Annotated in this window: 14 protein-coding genes; 5 read left to right on the top strand and 9 right to left on the bottom strand. The window is 62.3% G+C overall.

The window, feature by feature from the left end; translation table 11 throughout:
- Positions 1-284: 284 nt before the first annotated feature.
- Both ACZ9BE_RS01720 and ACZ9BE_RS01715 read right to left on the bottom strand, forming a co-directional pair.
- Entirely contained in the window at positions 285-1040 is a 756-nt protein-coding gene (locus tag ACZ9BE_RS01720; protein WP_476248847.1) for a tetratricopeptide repeat protein, read from the bottom strand.
- Entirely contained in the window at positions 1037-1717 is a 681-nt protein-coding gene (locus ACZ9BE_RS01715; protein WP_130928102.1) for a Fe2+-dependent dioxygenase, read from the bottom strand. Before ACZ9BE_RS01715 ends, ACZ9BE_RS01720 begins: the two co-directional genes overlap by 4 nt.
- A gap of 207 nt (positions 1718-1924) precedes the next feature.
- Between ACZ9BE_RS01715 and ACZ9BE_RS01710 the strand changes: the two genes are divergently transcribed.
- From ACZ9BE_RS01710 to ACZ9BE_RS01700, 3 genes are all read left to right on the top strand, one after another.
- A complete protein-coding gene (locus ACZ9BE_RS01710; protein ID WP_095180361.1) occupies positions 1925-4246 on the top strand; it encodes a TonB-dependent receptor in 2322 nt (773 codons plus the stop codon).
- Between the two features lie 235 nt (positions 4247-4481).
- Positions 4482-7010, top strand: coding sequence for a PepSY domain-containing protein (locus tag ACZ9BE_RS01705; protein ID WP_476250122.1), 2529 nt, complete (start codon positions 4482-4484; stop codon positions 7008-7010).
- A 225-nt stretch (positions 7011-7235) separates the two neighbouring features.
- Positions 7236-7604, top strand: coding sequence for an endonuclease domain-containing protein (locus ACZ9BE_RS01700; protein ID WP_056782898.1), 369 nt, complete (start codon positions 7236-7238; stop codon positions 7602-7604).
- A gap of 466 nt (positions 7605-8070) precedes the next feature.
- Here the strand turns inward: ACZ9BE_RS01700 and ACZ9BE_RS01695 are convergent, their stop codons facing one another.
- The 4 genes from ACZ9BE_RS01695 to ptsP form a co-directional block, all read right to left on the bottom strand.
- Entirely contained in the window at positions 8071-9612 is a 1542-nt protein-coding gene (locus ACZ9BE_RS01695) for an alkaline phosphatase D family protein (RefSeq protein ID WP_305382207.1), read from the bottom strand.
- A 90-nt stretch (positions 9613-9702) separates the two neighbouring features.
- A complete protein-coding gene (locus ACZ9BE_RS01690; RefSeq protein WP_256809565.1) occupies positions 9703-11436 on the bottom strand; it encodes a PTS fructose-like transporter subunit IIB in 1734 nt (577 codons plus the stop codon).
- An 11-nt stretch (positions 11437-11447) separates the two neighbouring features.
- Entirely contained in the window at positions 11448-12389 is a 942-nt protein-coding gene (gene pfkB, locus ACZ9BE_RS01685; RefSeq protein WP_150743380.1) for a 1-phosphofructokinase, read from the bottom strand.
- Positions 12389-15250, bottom strand: a complete 2862-nt coding sequence (ptsP, locus tag ACZ9BE_RS01680) for a phosphoenolpyruvate--protein phosphotransferase (RefSeq protein ID WP_122610853.1) — start codon at positions 15248-15250, stop codon at positions 12389-12391. The genes pfkB and ptsP overlap by 1 nt, the downstream gene beginning before the upstream one ends.
- A gap of 305 nt (positions 15251-15555) precedes the next feature.
- Here ptsP and cra point away from each other — a divergent pair, with 305 nt between their 5' ends.
- Both cra and ACZ9BE_RS01670 read left to right on the top strand, forming a co-directional pair.
- On the top strand, positions 15556-16551 hold the full coding sequence (gene cra, locus ACZ9BE_RS01675; RefSeq protein WP_122699955.1) for a catabolite repressor/activator: 996 nt from the start codon (positions 15556-15558) through the stop codon (positions 16549-16551).
- Between the two features lie 3 nt (positions 16552-16554).
- Positions 16555-17331: a TatD family hydrolase gene (locus tag ACZ9BE_RS01670; RefSeq protein WP_252887308.1), complete on the top strand. Its 777-nt coding sequence runs from the start codon at positions 16555-16557 to the stop codon at positions 17329-17331.
- 120 nt (positions 17332-17451) lie between these two features.
- Here ACZ9BE_RS01670 and ACZ9BE_RS01665 read toward each other — a convergent pair whose 3' ends face one another.
- The 3 genes from ACZ9BE_RS01665 to ampD form a co-directional block, all read right to left on the bottom strand.
- Positions 17452-18141 (bottom strand): methyl-accepting chemotaxis protein, encoded by a 690-nt coding sequence (locus ACZ9BE_RS01665; RefSeq protein ID WP_476250121.1) that lies wholly within the window; start codon positions 18139-18141, stop codon positions 17452-17454.
- Positions 18142-19700: 1559 nt separating this feature from the next.
- Positions 19701-20540 carry a regulatory signaling modulator protein AmpE gene (gene ampE / locus ACZ9BE_RS01660; RefSeq protein WP_122747369.1) on the bottom strand — a complete coding sequence of 280 codons (840 nt, stop codon included), beginning with the start codon at positions 20538-20540 and terminating at the stop codon, positions 19701-19703.
- Positions 20537-21097: a 1,6-anhydro-N-acetylmuramyl-L-alanine amidase AmpD gene (gene ampD, locus ACZ9BE_RS01655; protein ID WP_122880542.1), complete on the bottom strand. Its 561-nt coding sequence runs from the start codon at positions 21095-21097 to the stop codon at positions 20537-20539. Before ampD ends, ampE begins: the two co-directional genes overlap by 4 nt.
- Positions 21098-21150: the final 53 nt, after the last annotated feature.

Below are 21150 nucleotides of genomic sequence, written 5' to 3'. Positions count from 1 at the left end.
TCTAGCTGCTAGCTGCAAGTGAAAAGCCCATGACGTGTCATGGGCTTTTTTGTGTCTGTGCGTTCGACTTGAAGTTTTGCGGGGTACTTGAAACCGAGGCCCCTCACCCCAGCCCTCTCCCAAGGGAGAGGGAGCCGACCGAGGTGTAGCGCATCATGCACCGACCAGAAGGATCGAGTCGATTATGGATTCGGCAAAGCACTTTCAGGTCGGCGTACCTCTTAAACATCCCCCAATCAGTCCCCTCTCCCTCCGGGAGAGGGTTAGGGTGAGGGCTTGCGAATTCAGACGCGCTGCAATTCTGCATAGCGAAGCGAGAACCGAGCAGCCATCCCCTGGATTTTTGGATCTGTAGCACTTAACAGCGTTTCACTCGCCACCCGCAGAAAATTAAGATTGCCCCCGGCCAAGGCTTTCTCAAGCCAAACAACCGCTTCATCAACCCGCCCCTCAGCCGCCAACACCGCCGCATAACTGAACTGCCCACGAAAATCCCCTCCCTCAGCCGAACGCCGATACCAGTCACGCGCCGCCAGCGGATCCGCCGGACACACCTGCCCTTCCTCCAGATAGCGCCCCAGCAGGTTCATCGATTTCGCATGGCCCAACTCAGCTGCACGCCGGTACAACGCCAGCGCCTGCTGATGATCAACCGTCACCCCGCGCCCGGTGGCCAGTAGATTGGCCAGGTTGTACATCGCCCAGTCCAGCCCCGCCTCGGCAGCGATCCGATAATGCTGCGCCGCGACCGAGGCATCCGCCGCACAACCCCAACCATGCTCATGACAACGCCCGAGCATGTTGCGCGCCATCAGATGCCCGCGCCCGGCGGCGATACCGAACCAGCGCAATGCAAGCGGTTGATCCTGCGCGATGCCCTGACCGTCCAGCAGGATCTGCCCAAGCAGCGCCTGCGCTTCAACCTCTCCCTCGCCTGCCGCTAGCAAAATCGCCTGCGCAGCGCGGGCCGGGCTTTCTTCAAGCATTGCCGCCAACCCGGCTGCATCGAGAACTTCCTCGCGGCGCAACTGGAAACTCATACCTCGACCCAGCGCCGCAGCAGGTTGTGATAAGTGCCAGTGAGGCGGATCAGCGAAGGGTGATCAGGCATGTCCTGCGTAAGCTGCTGAATCGCCCCGTCCATTTCGAACAGCAGCGCGCGCTGGCTGTCTTCGCGCACCAGGCTCTGCGTCCAGAAAAACGAGGCATAACGCGCACCACGTGTGACCGCATTGACCTTGTGCAAACTGGTGCCCGGATACAACACCATGTCGCCGGCCGGCAGCTTCACGCGCTGGGTGCCGTAGGTGTCCTGAATCTCCAGTTCGCCGCCGTCGTAATCTTCCGGCTCGCTGAAAAACAGCGTAGCCGACAAATCGGTGCGCACCCGCTCGATGCTGCCCTTGGGCTGGCGCACGGCGTTGTCGATGTGAAAATCGAAACTGCCGCCGGCCGTGTAGCAGTTCACTAGCGGTGGGAAGACTTTGTGCGGCAGTGCGGCAGACATGAACAGCGGATTCTTCCACAGCCGCTCGAGCATCGCCGCGCCGATTTCCTTGGCCAGCGGGTGGCCTTCGGGCAGTTGCAGATTGTGCTTGGCCTTGGCCGACTGGAAGCCGGCGGTGATCTTGCCGTCGGCCCAATCCGCTTGCTCCAGTGCCTGGCGGATGCGCTGCACTTCATCTTTTGCGAACAGCCCGGGAATGTGCAGCAGCATGGCGATGTCACCTGATGGCAAGAAGGCGGCAATGGTATTGATTCTTATTGACCGTGTAAAACCCGCAAGACGAATGAACGGGCAGAAACCGTAAGGGCAAATTGTAAAGAATGTAAATTCAATGCGAATAACAATGTTTCGCAATTGATACGAATACCTGTTTACCCTATATTCCGCCGCCTCAAATCCTTGGGGAGGGAAATAAAAATGGCACGTCAACACGCACAATTACCGGTCAGTTCACCACGTCTGCTCGCCTCGGCAATCGGTGTCGCAATCACCGCCGGCTCGGCTGGGCAGATGGTCTTCGCGGCGGAAAAAACCGAGAGCAAAACTTCCGGCAACGCCATTGCCCTGGACGCCACCGCCATCACCGGTGAAGCCCAGGACTCGACCTCCTATCAGGTCGAAAAAGCCTCCTCGCCCAAGTACACCGCGCCGCTGGTCGACACGCCGCGATCGGTCACCGTCATCCCGCAACAAGTGCTCAAGGACACCGGCGCGCTGAATATGCAGGACGCCCTGCGTACCGTGCCGGGCATTACCTTCGGTGCTGGTGAAGGCGGCAACCCACAGGGCGATCGCCCGTTCATTCGCGGCTTCGATGCTCAGGGTGACACTTACCTGGACGGCGTGCGCGACACCGGTTCGCAGAGCCGCGAAATCTTCGCCGTGGAAAACATCGAAGTCAGCAAAGGCCCGAACTCGGCGATTGGCGGTCGCGGCGCCGCCGGCGGCAGCATCAACCTGGTGAGCAAGAAAGCGCACCTGGGCAACTCCTTCGACGGCGGCTTCACCTACGGCTCCGACCAGACCCAGCGCTACACCCTCGACGGCAACTATCAGTTCAGCGACAGCGCTGCCGGCCGCCTCAACCTGATGAGCCACGAGAGCAACGTCGCCGGTCGCGACAAGGTCGATTACGACCGTTGGGGCATCGCGCCGTCGCTGGCCTTCGGCCTGGGCACCGATACCCGTGTAAACCTCGACTACTACCATCTGGAAAGCAACGACACCCCGGACTCGGGCATCCCGTACACCATCCCAACCGGTGGTTCGGCCGCACGCACCAAGTCCAATCCGGACAAGCCGTACGCCGGTGGCGATCACGACAACTTTTACGGTCTGGATCGCGACTTCCGCAAGGGCCGCACCGACACCGCGACCTTCGCCATCGAGCACGACCTGAACGATGCGCTGACCATCAAGAACACCCTGCGCCACGGCAGCAGCATGCAGGACTACATCCTCACCCAGCCGGACGACAGCAAGGGCAACGTCAACAACGGCAGCGTCTGGCGTCGGGCCAACACGCGGGTGAGCAACACCGAAACCACCACCAACCAGACCGATCTGTTCGGCACCTTCTACGTGGCCGGTTTCAAGAACAGCTTCTCCACCGGTGTCGAATACACCCGTGAGCAGAGCGAGAAATCCTCGTACAACGTCAACACCGACACCACGCCGCGTACGACCAATGTGCCTTCCAGCAGCAACTGCACACCGGCGATGATTGGCGCTTCGAGCGGTTACAACTGCACCTCGCTGTCGAACCCGAACCCGAACGATCCGTGGAACGGCGCGATCTCGCGCAACTACGCCGGCACCGACACCCAGGCCGACACCTACGCGCTGTACGTGTTCGACACGCTGGAGTTGTCCGAGCAATGGCTGGTGAACATGGGCCTGCGCTACGACCACTTCGACACCGATTACAAAACCTACAACGCCGCAGGGACCACCACCTCCAAGGGCGATGACACCAGCGAATTCGTCACCGGTCAGTTCGGCGTGGTCTACAAGCCGGCGGAAAACGGCAGCATCTACGCCTCTTATGCGACCTCGGCGACACCGCCGGGCAACACCTTGGGCGAAGGTCAGGAAGGCAACCCGCTGGGCGGCACACCGGATCGCAGCGGCAACCTGCTGAGCAGCGACATGGAGCCGGAAACCACCAAGAACTACGAGATCGGCACCAAGTGGGATCTGCTCAATGATCGCCTGTCGCTGACCGCCGACATCTTCCGCACCGAGAAGGAAAACGCTCGCGTGCAAGTCGATACCAGCTCCTACGAGAACGCCGGCAAGACCCGCGTGCAAGGCTTCGAACTGTCGGCCAGCGGCAAGATCACCGACAAATGGCAAGTCTTCGCCGGTTACGCCTTCATGGACAGCGAACAGGTTGATGGCGGCCCGCTGGGTCGTGCCAACGACGGCAACGATCTGCCGAACACGCCGAAAAACAGCGCCAGCCTGTGGACCACGTATCAGGTCACGCCAAAGCTGACGATCGGTGGTGGCGCGTTCTACGTCGACGACGTCTACGGCAGTGTCGCCAACACGACGATGGTCGATTCGTACGTGCGTTACGACGCGATGGCGGCCTACAAGCTGACCAAGAACGTCGACCTGCAACTCAACGTGCAGAACCTGACCGACGAAACCTATTACGACAAAGCCTTCTCGACCCACTTCGCCAATCAGGCGGCGGGACGCACGGCGCTGTTGAGCACCAATTTCCACTTCTGACCGATGTGAATACCTGTGGGAGCGAGCCTGCTCGCGAAGGCAATCTTTCAGCAACATCGATGCTGACTGACACACCGCTTTCGCGAGCAGGCTCGCTCCCACAGGGAATGCGCCGCGAGGCTCGGCCCCGTTCATTCAGTTGAACGGGGCTTTCGTGTGTTACGCAAAACGCTTCTTGATAACCCACGGCATAATGCGCGCCGTGATGACAATTTCCGAACGGACGGCGAGTGACGTGTTGAAGAAAACCCTGTTCCAGTTGCACTGGTTTTTTGGCATCACCGCAGGGCTGGTGCTGGCTCTGATGGGCATCACCGGCGCGGCCTATTCGTTTCAGGACGAGATCCTGCGCGCGCTCAATCCGTCCGTTCTGCAGGTGGAAAAACAGGTCGCCGGCGTGCTGCCGCCAGTGGAACTGGTGGAGCGCATCGAAGCCGCGTCCGGCAAGAAAGTCGCGATGCTCTGGGTCGAGACCGACAGCGGTCACGCCGCACGGGTGTTCTTCACCCCGCCCAAGGGCGAACGACGTGGCGAAATGCGCTACTTCGACCCGTACACCGCCGAGTTCAAGGGCGATGCCACCGGCCAGGACTTCTTCGGCCTGATGCTGCAACTGCACCGTTTTCTCGCCATGGGCGACACCGGGCGCAACATCACCGGCGCCTGCACCTTGATGCTGTTGTTCTTCTGCCTCTCCGGCCTGTATCTGCGCTGGCCACGCCAGTGGAACAGCTGGCGCGTGTGGTTGACCCTGGACTGGAAAAAGAAGGGCCGCGCGTTCAATTGGGATCTGCACTCGGTGGCCGGTACCTGGTGCCTTTTGGTCTATCTGCTGCTGGCGTTGACCGGCTTGTCATGGTCGTACGAGTGGTACAACAAGGGCCTGACCCGACTGCTTTCCGACGCGCCGCAAAACGAACGCGTGCGCGGCGGTCGCGGCCCGGCGCCGGAAGGTCCGGCACCGACCGCCGACTACGCAGCGATGTGGAGCAGCATCTACAGCGCTGCCGGCCCGGGTCTGGCCGCGTACAACATTCGCATGCCGGCGGTGGCCGGCCAGCCGGCGACGGTGTTCTACCTGCTCGACAGCTCGCCCCATGACCGCGCGCTGAACCAGATCACCCTCGACCCGGCCACCGGCGTGGTCAAACGCGTCGACCGCTATGCCGACAAAAGCTTCAAGGCCCAACTGCTGACCAGCATTTATGCGCTGCACGTCGGCAGCTATTTCGGCCTTGTCGGGCGCATCATCGTGACGATCGCGGCGGTGTGCATGCCGCTGTTTTTCATCACTGGCTGGCTGCTGTATCTGGATCGTCGGCGCAAGAAAAAGCAGATCAAGGATGCCCGCCAAGGCCTCGCGCAACCGTCCACCGAGGCTTCGGCCTGGCTGATCGGTTTCGCCAGTCAAAGTGGTTTCGCCGAACAATTGGCGTGGCAGACCGCCGGGCAATTGCAGGCCGCCGGGCTGCCGGTCAACGTGCAGCCGCTGGCCAATATCGGCGAACAGGACCTGCGCAATTCCAATAACGCGTTGTTCGTGGTCAGCACCTTCGGCGACGGCGAAGCGCCGGACAGCGCCCGTGGTTTCGAACGCAAAGTACTGGCCAAGGCCTCGACACTCGATGGCCTCAACTACGCCGTGCTCGGCCTCGGCGATCGGCAGTACGCGCACTTCTGTGGCTTCGCCAAACGCTTGCATCAATGGCTCGGCGAGCACGGCGGCAAGACGCTGTTCGCCCCGGTGGAGGTCGATAGCGCCGATCCCTACGCGCTGCGTCATTGGCAAACGCAACTCGGCCAGCTCACCGGACAGGCGCCGAGCGAAACCTGGCAAGCACCGAGCTACGACAACTGGACGCTGGTGCGGCGCGAACTGATGAACCCCGACAGCAGCGGCGCGCCGGTCTACCTGCTCGGCCTCAAAGCCCCGGACACCCGCAGCTGGCTGGCTGGTGACCTGGTCGAAGTGCTGCCACGCAATTGCCCGTGGGCGATCGAACATTTCCTCGACGGCCTCGGCATCCGTGGCGAAACACCGGTGAAGGTCAACGGCATCGACGAACCACTGGAAGTGGCCCTCGCCTCACGGCAACTGCCCGAACACCGCGCGCATCTGGTCGGCCTGCATGCGCAGTCGCTGGTCGACGCGATGGTGCCGCTGGCCATGCGCGAATACTCCATCGCCTCGATTGCCGCTGACGGCGTGCTGGAGCTGATCGTGCGTCAGGAACAGCACAACGACGGCAGCCTCGGCATCGGCTCCGGCTGGCTCACCGAGCATGCGCCTGTGGGCGGCAGCATCAGCCTGCGCGTGCGGCGCAACAGCGGTTTCCACCTGCCGAACGAGCCCGTGCCGATGATCCTGCTGGGCAACGGCACAGGTCTCGCCGGCCTGCGCAGCCTGCTCAAGGCACGCATTGCCGATGGTCAGCAACGGCAGTGGCTGCTGTTCGGCGAGCGCAACCGCGAGCACGACTTCCTCTGCCGCGCCGAGCTCGAGGAATGGCTGGTCAATGGTGATCTGGCGCGGCTGGATCTGGCGTTTTCGCGGGATCAGGCTGAGAAGGTTTATGTGCAGGATCGCTTGCGTGAGTCGGCGGATGAACTGAAGAAGTGGTTGGCTGATGGTGCCGTCATTTATATCTGCGGCAGCCTTCAAGGGATGGCCTCAGGCGTAGACCAGGCGCTCAACGATATCCTCGGCAGCGCCGAAGTCGAACGCCTGATCGAACAGGGCCGCTATCGCCGGGATGTTTACTAACGCCTGCGAAAAGCCCCTCACCCTAGCCCTCTCCCAATGGGAGAGGGGACCGACTGGGGGATGCTCGAGATCGACGCCGACCTGAGCGTTCTTCACTGAATCCATAGCCATAATTACCTCGGTCGGCTCCCTCTCCCTCTGGGAGAGGGCTGGGCGGGCGGCGTTCCGATGAGGGAAATGGGCTACTGTTAAATCTCCACTCAACTTCACAAGGACCGTGAAGCCATGCCAAGCCGCCCGACCCTCGCCCAATTCGCCCGCCACTTGCGCACCAACCAGACAGATTGCGAACACCTGCTCTGGCAGCGCCTGCGTTCCCGGCAGATAGCCAACCTGAAATTTCGCCGACAGTTTCCATGTCCGCCGTTTGTGCTGGATTTCTATTGTGTGGAGTTGAGATTGGCGATTGAGCTGGATGGTGGCCAGCATTATGAGACGGCCGGGGTGGTTCACGATCGGCGCCGGTCGAACTTCCTGTCTCAACAAGGCATCGACGTCGTGCGATTCAGCAATCTTGAGGTGCTTCAGCAGATGGATGACGTGTTGGAGCAGATCATCAGAATTGCGGCAGAGCGGAAAATGCCCTCACCCTAGCCCTCTCCCAGAGGGAGAGGGGACTGATTGGGGGATGCTCGAGATCGACGCCGACCTGAGCATTCTTCACTGAATCCAAAGCCATAATCACCTCGGTCTTCCAGGTCGATGCATAGCGCAAGACACCTCAGTCGGCCCTCTCCCTCCCAGAGGGCGAGGTGACTGATTGGGTGATGCTTGAAATCGACGCCGACCTGAGCGTTCTTCACTGAATCCAAAGCCACAATCACCTCGGTCTTCCAGGTCGATGCATGACGCAAGACACCTCGGTCGGCCCTCTCCCTCCCAGAGGGCGAGGTGACTGATTGGGTGATGCTTGAAATCGACGCCGACCTGAGCATTCTTCACTGAATCCAAAGCCACAATCACCTCGGTCTTCCAGGTCGATGCATGACGCAAGACACTTCGGTCGGCTCCCTCTCCCTCCGGGAGAGGGCTGGGGTGAGGGGCTTTTGATCCAGCGTGATTAAACAGGCTGCAACTTCTGCTCAAACACTGCTACCCCATCCAGATCCCGCAACACCACACTCATCTCCCCGCTCTGCCCTTCGATATTCACCTCGCCAAAAAACTGAAACCCGGCAAACGGCGAGGTGTTCTGTGCGGGCGGTGCTTTCTCGAACACCACCTCTGGGCCAAACGTCTTGTCCAGTGGGTTCGGCCCGAAACTGCCGGCGTTCAACGGTCCGGCGACAAATTCCCAGAACGGTTCGAAATCCTGAAACGCCGCGCGGTCCGGATGATAGTGATGCGCCGCGCAGTAGTGCACGTCCGCCGTCAGAAACACGAAATTGCGCACCTGCTGCGCACGTAAAAATCCGAGCAGCTCGGCGATTTCCAGCTCTCGCCCCTGCGCCGGGCCGGGGTCGCCGTTGGCCACGGCTTCCCAACGCGCAACGCCCGCACTGACCTCGCCGTCCGGCACGCCAAGGCCGATGGGCATGTCGGCGGCGATGACTTTCCACTGCGCCGTCGATGCCTGCAACTCACGCTTGAGCCAGTCCAGCTGCTCGCGGCCGAGAAACGGTTTTGCCGCGCCCAGGTTGGCATCGTTGGCCTCGCGATAGCTGCGCATATCCAGCACGAATACGTCGAGCATCGGCCCGTAGCTGAGCTTGCGATAAATCCGCCCGCCGCCGTCCGCCGCTTGCAAACGCATCGGCGCATATTCCAGCCACGCCTGCCGCGCGCGGCCGACCAGCTTGTGGATATCTTTCTCCTGATAGCGTTCATCCAGCTGCTTGCCCGGCGACCAGTTGTTGACCACTTCGTGGTCGTCCCACTGCCAGATCTGCGGCACCTCGGCGTTGAAGCGGCGGATGTTTTCGTCCATCAGGTTGTAGCGATAGTTGCCGCGATAATCGTCGAGGGTCTGCGCGACTTTGCTTTTGGCTTCAGTGGTGACATTGCGCCAGATGCGCCCGCTTTCTGTGGTCAGTTGCGCGGGCACCGGGCCGTCGGCGTAGATGGTGTCGCCGCTGTGGATAAAGAAGTCCGGCAGACGCAGGCGCATGGCTTCGTAAATGCGCATGCCGCCGATGTCCGGGTTGATCCCGAAGCCTTGGCCGACGGTGTCACCGCTCCAGACAAAACGGATGTCGCGCCTGGCCGTCGGCACGCTGCGCAGATGGCCGAACCACGGTTCGCTGGCGACGCCGCTCTGGGCATCTTCGAAGTGCACGCGATAGAAAATCGCCTGGTTGGCCGGCAGGCCGGTGAGTTCGACGCGGGCGGTGAAATCGCTGCGCGCATCGGCCAGTGGCGAGACGAATTTGCGCGGGTTGCCGAACAGGCTGCCGGTGTCCCACTCGACCACCATGCGCGCCGGCCGATCGCTGCGGCTCCAGATCATCGCGCGGTCGCCGAGCAGGTCGCCGGACTGCACGCCGTCGGTGAGCTGCGGACGATCCTTGACCGAGGCAATCACCGCCGGCGCCAGCCCCGGCAGCAACAGCCCGGCGCCGACCGCTTGCATGACGCGACGCCGACCGAGATTGAAATCGCTCATGGTGTTCTCCCTGCAAAAGGGAAAACTTAAGCACGGGTGTATGAATCCGCTATGACAATGCAGACTCCCACAGGGATTTGGTGTTGTCGGTCAGGCCTTGGCGGGCTCCAGCGGTAGCTCGACAGCCTCAGGCCGTTTGAGCAGCGCATACACCACCGCCGTGACCAGGCTCCCCGCAACAATCGCCAGCAGATACAGCAGCGCATGGTTGATCGCATTGGGGATCGCCAGCACGAACAAGCCACCGTGCGGCGCCATCAGTTTGCAGCCGAAGTACATCGACAAGGCACCGGTCAGCGCGCCGCCAGCGATGCTCGCCGGGATCACCCGCAGCGGATCTTTCGCAGCAAACGGAATCGCCCCTTCGGAGATAAAGCACAGGCCGAGCACGAACGCCGCTTTGCCGGCCTCGCGCTCAGTCTGGGCGAACTTGCGCCGGGCAATGAAGGTGGCGATGCCCAGGCCAATCGGCGGCACCATGCCGGCGGCCATGGTCGCGGCCATCGGTGCGTAACTCTGCGAGGCCAGCAGCCCCACCGAAAACGCATAGGCAGCCTTGTTGATCGGCCCACCGAGGTCGACGCACATCATGCCGCCGAGCAACACGCCGAGCAGAATCGCGTTGGTCGTGCCCATGCTGTCGAGGAACTGGGTGAGCGCGGCGAGCATGCCGGCGACCGGTTTGCCGACCACGTAAATCATCACCAGACCGGTGACCAGACTGGCCAGCAACGGGATGATCAGAATCGGCTTCAACGCTTCCAGGCTCTGCGGCAATTTCACATAGCGGGCGATGGCTTTGGCGGCATAACCGGCGATGAAACCGGCAATGATCCCGCCGATGAATCCGGCGCCCAGAGTGCCTGCGAGCAAGCCGCCGATCATCCCCGGCGCAAGGCCCGGGCGATCGGCGATCGAGTAGGCGATGTACCCGGCGAGCAGCGGCACCATCAGCTTGAACGCGGTTTCGCCGCCGATCTGCATCAGTGCCGCCGCCAGCGTGCCTTCTTCCTTGTACGCGGTGATGCCGAACACGAACGACAACGCGATCAGCAAACCACCTGCCACCACCATTGGCAGCATGTACGACACACCCGTGAGCAGGTGCTTGTAGACGCCGGTTTTCTCGGACTTGGCCGGGGCCTTGCCGTCGCTTGCCGCACTTTCCACTGCGCCTTCGGCCAGGGCTCTTTTCAGGGTCGCTTCGGATTGCTTCAGCGCAACGCCCGTGCCGCAGCGATAGATTTTCTTGCCGGCGAAACGCTCGGTGGCGACGTCGATATCCGCCGCCAGCAACACCACGTCAGCCTCGGCGATGGCCGTTGCGCTGAGCGGGGTTTTCGCGCCCACCGAGCCCTGGGTTTCGACCTGCAATTCATAGCCCAGACGCTTGGCGGTCTGCTGCAACGCTTCGGCGGCCATGAAGGTGTGGGCGACGCCGGTCGGGCAGGCCGTGATGGCGACGATGCGCGGCGCACGTGGCGCATCAATCGCCGCTTCGACTGCGCTGGCCACGTAGACTTCGGCTTCTTCAGCGCCGCGACGCAGTACCGCTTCGACATCCTGCAGCGCCTGCGCCGGAGCGATCTGGAACACGCGCTTGCCGACAAACCGGCTCATGTCCACCGCGCCAGTGGTGACCAGCAACACCCACTCGGCGGCTTCGATGGTCGCCGCCGACAACTCGCGTTCCGGGTGTGCCGGATCGACCACTTCAACGCTGGTGCTCCAGCCCTGGCGCTGCGCCGCTGCATCGAGCAGGCGCGCGCACAGCACACTGGTGACCATGCCGTTCGGGCAAGCCGTAACAATGGCTAACTTCATGACAAACCCTCTTATTGTTCTGTCAGGGGGCGCACGCGCACGCCCTGTTCGAGCTGCGCCAGTTGCGCAGCGTCGTTGATGCCAAAACCGATCTGGGTCACCGCCATTGCCGCAATCGCGGTGGCGGTGCGCAGGGTTTGCTCCGGCGTATCAGCACTGAGCAGACCGTGGAGCATGCCAGCCAGCAATGAATCGCCGGCACCGACCGTGCTGGCCACGCTGACTTTCGGCGGCGAGGCATGCAGGGCCGAGCCGACACTGAACCAGTTGACCCCGTCAGCGCCGTGAGAGATCACCACGTGCTCGATGCCTTGCGCATGCAAACGTGCGGCGGCTTGTGCTTCGGCGATCGGCGACACCACTTCGCAGCCGAGGGCGTGGGCCAATTCTTCGGTGTTCGGTTTGATCAGCCAGGGGCTGGCCTGCAACGCGGCGCGCAAAGCCTCACCGCTGGAATCAAGGGCGACTTTCAAGCCGAGCGCGTTCAGCCGTTCAATCAGCTCGCGCAACCATTGCGCAGTGACGCCACGCGGCAGACTGCCGGCGACCACCACCGCATCGTGCCCCGGTGCGATCTGCAGCAAGCGATCAAGCAAAGCTTGCTGCGCCATTGCATCGACCATTGGCCCCGGACCGTTGATGTCGGTAATGCGCCCGTCCTGTTCGGCGACCTTGATGTTGCTGCGCGTCTCGCCCGGCACGCGGATGAACGCGTCGATAAAACCACGCTTGGCGAACAGGGTTTCGAACGCTTGCAGATTGTCTTCGCCGAGAAAGCCGCTGACGGTGACCTGATGGCCGAGGTCCGCCAGCACCTGGGCGACGTTGACGCCTTTGCCCGCAGCGTGGGTGTGCATCTCCTCGCTGCGATTGACCTGACCGGCATCGAGCCGTGACAGCTCGACGGTGAGGTCGAGTGCCGGGTTGAGGGTCAGGGTGAGAATCTTGGCCATTACAGGGCCTCCACTAATGCGCGCACTTCATTCGCGCTGCCCACGGCCAGGGCCTGTTGAGCGAGGGTTTGCGCCTGGGGCAGGCTGAGTTCACGGATGCGCGCCTTGACTTCGGCAATGCTGCGCCCGGACACGCTGAGCTCGTCGACACCGAGGCCAACCAGCACCGGCACCGCCAGCGGATCCGCCGCCAGCTCGCCGCAGACACCCACCCATTTGCCATGGGCATGGGCGGCACGCACGGTGATGTCGATCAGTTGCAGGACCGCCGGGTGCAAGCCGTCCGCTTGTGCAGACAGCGTCGGATGACCACGGTCGATGGCCAGGGTGTATTGGGTCAGGTCGTTGGTGCCGACGCTGAAGAAATCCACTTCCTTGGCCAGCACTGGCGCAAGCAATGCGGCGGACGGCACCTCGATCATGATCCCCAGTTGCAGGTCGGCGACTGGAATTTCCAAACGCAAGCGTTCGGTCATGTCGCGGGCCTGGCGCCACTCTTCGACGCTGCCGACCATCGGGAACATGATCCGCAGCGGACGGTTGTCGGCCGAACGCAGCAAGGCGCGCAGTTGCGCTTCCATGATCTGCGGACGCTGCAGGGTCAGGCGAATGCCGCGCACGCCGAGGAACGGGTTTTCTTCCTTGGCGATCGGCCAATACGGCAGCGGTTTGTCGCCGCCGACGTCGAGCGTGCGCACCACCAGCGGCCGTCCGGCCAGACCATCGAGGACGCGACGGTATTCGGCTTCCTGGGTTGCCTCATCCGGTGCCTGTGGGTGGGCCATGAAAATCAGTTCGGTGCGCAGCAAGCCAATGCCTTCAGCGCCCTGCTCCACCGCGCTGGTCACTCCTGCGCTTTCGCCGATGTTGGCGAACACTTCGACGGCGTGGCCGTCGGTGGTGTGCGCCGGTTGATGGCGTTGTTCGGCGGCGATCTTCAGGCGTTGCTCGCGGGTGTCTCGTTCTTCGGCGGCACGCTTGAGGGTCGCGGCATCGGCGTCGACATGCAGACGGCCACGCTGACCGTCGAGCAACAGCGGCGTGCCCGGCTCGAGCAACAGCACCGCCGCACCCGCGCCGACCAGTGCTGGAATACCGAGGGCACGAGCGACGATGGCGCTGTGCGCGGTAGCGCCGCCGCGCGCGGTGAGAATCCCCGCAACCCGCGCAGGATCCAGACGCGCGACATCGGACGGGCCGACTTCGTCCATCACCAGAATGTACGGTTGCTCAGGTTCGTTCGCGGTCTGCACGCCACACAATTGCGCCAGCACCCGGCGACCGATGTCGCGCAGATCGGCGGCACGCTCGGCGAGCAAAGCGTCCTGCAGCGATTCCTGCTGTTTGGCCGCCGCTTCGATCACCGCCATCCACGCCGCTTCGGCGCTTTCGCCTTGCTTGAGGCGGGTGTCGACTTCATCGGTCAGATCCGGGTCGTCGAGCATTTCCTGGTGAGTAATGAAAATCTCGCGAATCGCCTTGGCCTTGCTGCGTTCGATCAAGCCTTGAATGTCGCGGCGCACGTCGCTAAGCGCTTGCTTGAGGCGCTCGCGCTCGATCGCGGCAGATTCGCCGCGCAACGGGTAATCGATGGCTTGCAGCACCTGAATGTGCGCAGGGCCGATGGCGATGCCCGGTGCGGCAGGAATCGCCTGCAACAGGCTGCCGGAGGCCGGCGCGATCAGCACTTCGGCGATGTCGGCGATCACTTCGCGCTGCTGACTCACGGCCGGCAGCGGCTCGACTTCCTCACCGAGGCCTTCTTCAATCGCCGCGAGCAGGGCCGGCAAGGCATCGGCGGCGATGCTCGGTTCGGCAATCAGCTCCAGCACCTGACCGCGCCGGGCGCCGAGGCTGAGCAGTTTGCTCAGGCTTTTCACCGACACGGCACTGTCTTGGCTGTCGACGATGCGCACGCGAATTTCGCCGTCAAAACTCTTCGCCAGTTGCGCAAGGATCTTCGCCGGGCGCGCATGCAGACCGTGGGCGTTGGCCAGGGCAATACGCGCGCTCGGCCAGTCGGCGGGCAATTCACCGCCCAGCACTTCGAGGACTTTGCGGCTGCTGGTGGCGCGGCCCAGTTCGTGGCCGCGACCTTCGATCAGCAACGCGCACAAACGCTCGAGCAGCGCCTGATGCGCTTCGCCCAGACTCGCCAGGCAGAAGAGACCGCTAAGCGGCTGGCCGAGGTAGCGCATCGGTTTGTCCGGGGTGACGAACGCCAGTCCCGGACGCTTCACGGTCTGCTCGCTGTGCAGCCACCACAGGCCGTCGCCCAGTGGCAGCGCTTCAACCTGCTGCAACACGCCGGCAAAGCCGTTGCTCACACAATCGGCCTGACGCAGCAGACGTGCGCCGCGCCAGACCAGTTCTTCGAAATCATCGGCCGACACGCCGAGGCCGATCATCTGCGCATCAAGCGCCAGTTCCTGCGGCGCGCCTTGCAGCAGTTTCAACAGCGCTTCGGGCGAGCTGGCGCGACGCAGGGCCTGGCCCAGATCGGTCTCGCCGAGGGCGCGGGTCAGCAGTTGCAGCAGGCGCAGGTGTTCGTCGGATTTCGCCGCGATGCCAATCGCCAGATAAACGATTTGGCCATCGCCCCAATCGACGCCGTCGGGAAACTGCATCAGGCGCACGCCGGTGGCGAATACCTGATCGCGGGTTTCCGGCGTACCGTGGGGAATGGCGATGCCTTGACCGAGAAAGGTCGACCCCTGGGCTTCCCGGGCCTGCAGGCCGGCGAGGTAGCCGTCGGCAACCAGACCATCGGCGACCAGATGACTGGCCAGCAATTGCAGGGCAGCGGGTTTATCCACGGCCGACTGGCCCATGGATATCTGCTCTATAGTGAGCTCGAGCATGCGATCTCCTTTTTGGCGCAGTTCAACGCCAGGTATTGTTTTGAATGGTTCACAGCTTAGGCGCTCTGCCGCGCTTTTCAGCGGCAGTTTTGGCGGTTTCACGGCAGGACCGGCCAAAGGCGTCTAAAACGTAGAAAATACGCTTGCTGAAACGTTTAATCTAGATTGATCGGCACGTTACTCGATAATGTCTCATCCTTGAAGTCCAACTGGTCGGATCTGCCCAGGCAATAAGTCGACTGCCCTTATCGGGTAGGATTGGCGAAAATGTCGCGGCATGCTCGAAAAAACAAGGAAATACCGGGTTGAAACTCAGTGATATCGCGCGGTTGGCCGGCGTCTCCGTCACCACCGCCAGCTACGTCATCAACGGCAAGGCCGAACAGCAACGCATCAGCAACGCGACCGTCGAGCGCGTGCGCGCGGTGGTCGATCTGCACGGCTTCACGCCCAATCCGCAAGCGGCCGGCCTGCGCAGTCGGCACACGCGCACCCTGGGCTTTATCCTGCCGGATCTGGAAAACCCCAGTTACGCGCGGATCGCCAAGTTGCTCGAACAAGGCGCGCGGGCTCGCGGTTATCAATTGCTGATCGCCAGCTCCGACGACGCGCCGGACAGCGAGCGCCAGTTGCTGCAACTGTTCCGCGCGCGCCGCTGCGATGCGCTGATCGTTGCCAGTTGCCTGCCGGCCGGTGATGACAGCTATCGCCAGTTGCAGGCCAAGGGTCTGCCGATCATCGCCATCGACCGCGTCATGGAGCCGGAGCATTTCTGCTCGGTGATCAGCGACGACCGCGAGGCCAGCCTGCACCTGACCCAGAGCCTGCTCGATCCGCAGCCAAAGCAGATCGTCCTGCTAGGCGCACGCCCGGAGCTGAGCATCAGCCAGGAGCGTGCCGCCGGTTTCCGCGCAGCGCTCAAAGACTTCAAAGGTGAGGTGCTGATCGAGCACGCCGAGTCGTTCAGCCGCGAGTGCGGCAAGCAATTGATGGAAGAACTCCTGCAGCGTCTGGGGCATTTGCCTGACGCGCTGGTGACAACGTCCTACGTGCTGCTGCAAGGCGTGTTCGATGCGCTGCATGATTTCCCGCTGAAATCGCGGCCGCTGCGCTTGGGCACGTTCGGCGACACGCAGTTGCTGGATTTCCTGCCGTTGCCGGTCAACGCCATGTCCCAGCAACACCAGTTGATCGCCGACAAGGCCCTGGAACTGGCCCTGGCCGCCGTCGAGCAGGACGACTACCAACCGGGCGTGCAAGCCATTGCGCGGACCTTCAAGCAGCGTATTCATCGGGACTGAAGCGTGGAGCTGATCGACAGCCACACCCACCTCGACTTCCCCGACTTCGACGCCGATCGCGCAGAGTTGCTGGCCGAAAGCCGCGCCCTCGGCGTGCGGCGCATCGTCGTGCTGGGCGTGCATCAGGGCAACTGGCAACGGGTGTGGGACCTGGTGCAGAGCGATGCCGACCTGTACGCCGCGTTCGGTCTGCATCCGGTGTTCCTCGATCAGCATCGCTCCGAGGATTTGCTCGCACTGGGTGACTGGCTGACACGCCTGCGCGGGCATCGGCAGTTGTGTGCGGTGGGCGAGATAGGCCTGGATTACTTCCTCGAAAACCTCGATCGCGAGCGGCAACAGTCGTTGTTCGAAGCGCAGCTGCAACTGGCGGCGGACTTCGAGCTGCCGGCGCTGATCCACGTACGCCGCAGCCACGCGGCGGTGATCGCCACGCTCAAGCGCTTCAAGCTCAAACGCGCCGGCATCATCCACGCCTTCGCCGGCAGCCGTGAGGAAGCGCGGGAATACCTCAAGCTCGGGTTCAAACTGGGTCTCGGCGGTGCTCCGACCTGGCCGCAGGCGTTGCGCATGCATCGGGTCCTGCCGGAACTGCCGCTGCAATCGGTGGTACTGGAAACCGACTCACCGGACATGGCCCCCGCCATGTTCCCCGGCCAGCGCAACAGCCCGGCGCATCTGCCGGCGATTTGCGCGGCGCTGGCCGAGCTGATGAATATCACTGCTGAACAACTCGCCGCTGCCAGCACCGCCAACTGCTGCGAAGTCTTCGGCTGGTAACACGTACCCGGGTAGGAGCTGACGAGTGCAACGAGGCTGCGATCTTTTGATCTTCAAAGGCAAAGTCAAAAGATCGCAGCCTCGTTGCACTCGTCAGCTCCTACAAGGATTGTTTGGGGCTCAGACGCGAAATGCGCTGATCAGTTGTTTGAGCTCAACCACCTGCGCCGACAGCGCGCGGCTGGCATCTTCGGTCTGGTGCGCGCCTTGCGCTGTGCGTTCGCCAGCGCGGTTGATCTCGACGATGTTCTGATCGATGTCGTGGGCCACGGCGGTCTGCTGTTCGACGGCGGCGGCGATCTGCTGATTCTGATCCACGATCATGCCCACCGCGCCAAGGATGTTTTCCAGCGCCTGCTGGACCTTCTCCGACTGGCCCACCGTGCCGTTGGCCATCTGATGGCTGACGCCCATGGCCTTCACCGCCGCGCCGACGCCACCGTGCAGCTTGGCGATCATCTGCTCGATTTCTTCGGTCGATTGCTGGGTACGCTTGGCCAACGTGCGCACTTCATCTGCGACCACGGCAAAGCCGCGCCCCTGCTCGCCGGCTCGCGCGGCTTCGATCGCCGCATTGAGCGCTAGCAGATTGGTCTGTTCGGCGATGCTCTTGATCACCTCAAGCACACGGCTGATCGACTTGCTGTCGCTGGCCAGTTGATTGATCACCAGCACCGACTGATCGATTTCGCTGGCCAGCGCGGCAATGCTGCCCTGCTGCGATTCCACCAGACCACGACCGCTGAGGGTTTCGTCGTTGACGCTGTGGGCGCTGCTCACCGCGGCCGCAGCACTGCGGGCGACTTCCATTGAGGTCGCCGACATCTGGTTCATCGCCGTCGCCACTTGTTCAATCTGCGAGCGCTGCCCGGCCACGGCCTGATTGCTCTGCGCCGACACGCTCTCCACCTGCCCGGCCTGCCGCTCGACCTCACCCACGGTATGCCCGACACGTTCGATCAAGTCGTGAATCTTCTTCACCGTACCGTTGAACACCTCGCCCAACTCGCCCAGTTCATCACGGCTGCTGGCCTTGAAGTTGACGGTCATGTCACCGGCCGCGACCTTGTCCATCATCGCGCCCAGGCTTTTCAGGGTGGTCCGGGTCGAGGCGTAGAAACCGCCATAAAGATAGAAAATCAGCACAAACACCACCGACAGCGCAGAGGCTTGCAGAATCATGTGCGTGCGGTTCTGCGCCAGGCGCTGCTGCAACTGGTTGTCGAGGAATTTCAGCGTGGCCTGATTGAGCTGGTAGGTGTGCTCCATCAGCCCGGTGACCTGATCGTAGAATGCCTGCCACGGCGCATCGAGGGTGTCGGCCATCACCACTTGCTCTTCGAACAGTTCGCTGGCCTGCTTGAGCGAAGCCTTGCTGGTGTCGGCCTGGGCACTGAGGGATTCGCGCGCAGCACTGCTGGAACCGAGGGCGTCTTGCAGTTTCAGAGCGTACTCGGCCTGGAGTTTTTCGATCTGCACCAGCAACTCGTCGAAACGCGTGCTGGAGGAACTGTTGAGAAAACCCTGACCCAACGAATACGAACCCATCGCCCGGCCTTCGCCGAGGGTTTGCGTGACGCTCGGGGTGATCAGCGTGACCAGTTCGCTGAGCTGACGAATGTCGCTCTGGTTGTCGCGGCTCAACCCGGCCTGACTGGTGATGATCTGGCTGAAAATCTGCGCACTGGCCAACAACTTGCCGATCAACGCGCTTTTGCTTTGCAGCGAGCTCTCCGCTTGCTGGGCCTTGAACGCCGCGATCATTTCATCGCGTTTGGCCTCGAATTGCTTGATCTGCTCGGGGTCTTCGGTCATCGCCGTCAGCCCTTCGAGCCGCGCGAGCACTGCTTGCTCCAGCGCCTGGATCTGCGCTTCGACATTGCCGGCCTTGCCGGACTGGCCGAGGGTGACGTCGATCTGCACCAGATTGTTCAGGGTCTCCAGATCCCGGCGCAGGGTCAGGCTGCTGCCCAGCAGGTCGAGGCTTTGCAACTCAACGCGGGTGCCCTGAAATTCGCGATAGGAATCGCGCACCAGATAGAAATTGGTCACCAGCATCGGCACCAGGAACAGCACGCTGATCAGGCTGAACTTCATGCCGAAGCTCAGACGGTTCATCAGCGAGACGGCGGGATAGAGCAAGCTCTTCACTGGAAGTCTCCCTTGGTTTTTCTTGTTTTTATTGGCAGGCGCGGGACGAGAGCAGATAGCCACTATCGGGCGCTATCTCTGTATAGCGTAAATCGGCGGGAGGTTTTGTAACTTAAGGTTAATGGCAATGCAGTGATCGCCAAATCAAAAGCAAAAAGATCGCAGCCTTCGGCCAGGTAGGAGCTGCCGAAGGCTGCGATCTTTTGATCTTGCTGTAATCAGTGAACCAGAACCGTCCACAAGGCAAACCCGGCATACCACAGCACCGCCGCACGCAGCAGCAGTTCCCACAGACAATCGAGGGTGTTGATGCCGTCCGGGCCGACCACTGGCGGTGGAACTTCCCCGGCTGCCAGGCCGACCTTGTTGATCAACTGCGCAGCGCTGATGTTCCAGTTGAGCAGCTCATGCAGCATCACCCGGCTGACCGCAACGAAGTTGCCGACCAACGCAAGACTTGCCGCCAGCAAACGCACCGGCACCCAATCGAAAGCGTGACGCAATTGCGCAGCACGCTCGACCAGCGCCGGATTGCAGCCGTGCTCTTCGGCCAGCGCCAGCAAACGATAGGCCAATGCCGCCACGGGGCCGAGAAGGAAGTACCAGAAGATCACCGCGAAGAAACTCTGATAGGCCTGCCACAGCAGATGCCCTTGCACCCGCTCGAGCAATTGCTCGCCACTGTCGGCGCAGATGTCCAGGTCGCGCTTGGCGACGTGCGCCGCCGCTTGCAGATCCTCACGGCGCCAGGCATCGCGGAACGGGCCGAGGCCGCCGAGCAGATCGCCGCGTCCGAGGCTGTAGATCACCACCAGCAAATGCACCGGCAACGCCAGCAAACCGTAAGCCACAGGTTCCAGCACCAGCAGCAACAGCGCCAGCAACGCCACCGGGAACAGCACCAGAATCGTCAGCACCAGCCACGGTTGCCTGGCCAGCCGTTTGCTGTTTTCGAGTTTGTGCAGTTCGCGGATCCATCCGCCGTCGCGTTGAAGCCGATGGCGCAGGGCCGAAAACTTCTCGATCCACAGCGCCAGCAGTAACACCAGAAAACTCATTGTCCTTCCTCTTTTGCCAGGGCGGCGCGGTAGCGTGCCCAGTCGAATGCCGGTCCCGGATCGGTCTTGCGCCCCGGAGCGATATCGCTGTGGCCACAGATACGCTGATCGGTGATCGCCGGAAAGCGTTTCTGCAACTGCCGGGTCAGCGCAGTCAACGAACAATATTGTTCGTCGGTGAACGGCAGATCATCGGTGCCTTCCAGCTCGATGCCCACGGAAAAATCGTTACAGGTTTCACGGCCCTCGAACACAGAAACCCCGGCATGCCACGCGCGCTCCAGACAGGAGACAAACTGGGTGACCTTGCCGTCACGTTCGATCAGAAAATGCGCCGAGACACGCAGGTCAGCGATGCCTGCAAAGTACGGGTGTTCGGTGACATCCAGACGATTCTGGAAAAATTCCTGCACCTTGCCCGTGGCGAATTGCGCCGGCGGCAGGCTGATGTTGTGGATGACCAACAGGGACACTTCGCCCGCCGGGCGCTCATTGAAGTTGGGCGACGGGCAGATCTGCACGCCATGACACCACCCGCTCGCGGGATCCAACTGCATACCGATTCCTTCAACGCCGACCATGTGGGCGCCCAGTATGCCGCGATCCGCCC

This window comes from Pseudomonas sp. TE9122, from assembly GCF_056278925.1.
Note: the sequence above shows the minus strand (reverse complement) of the source record. Positions and strands in the feature narration are given on the sequence as shown.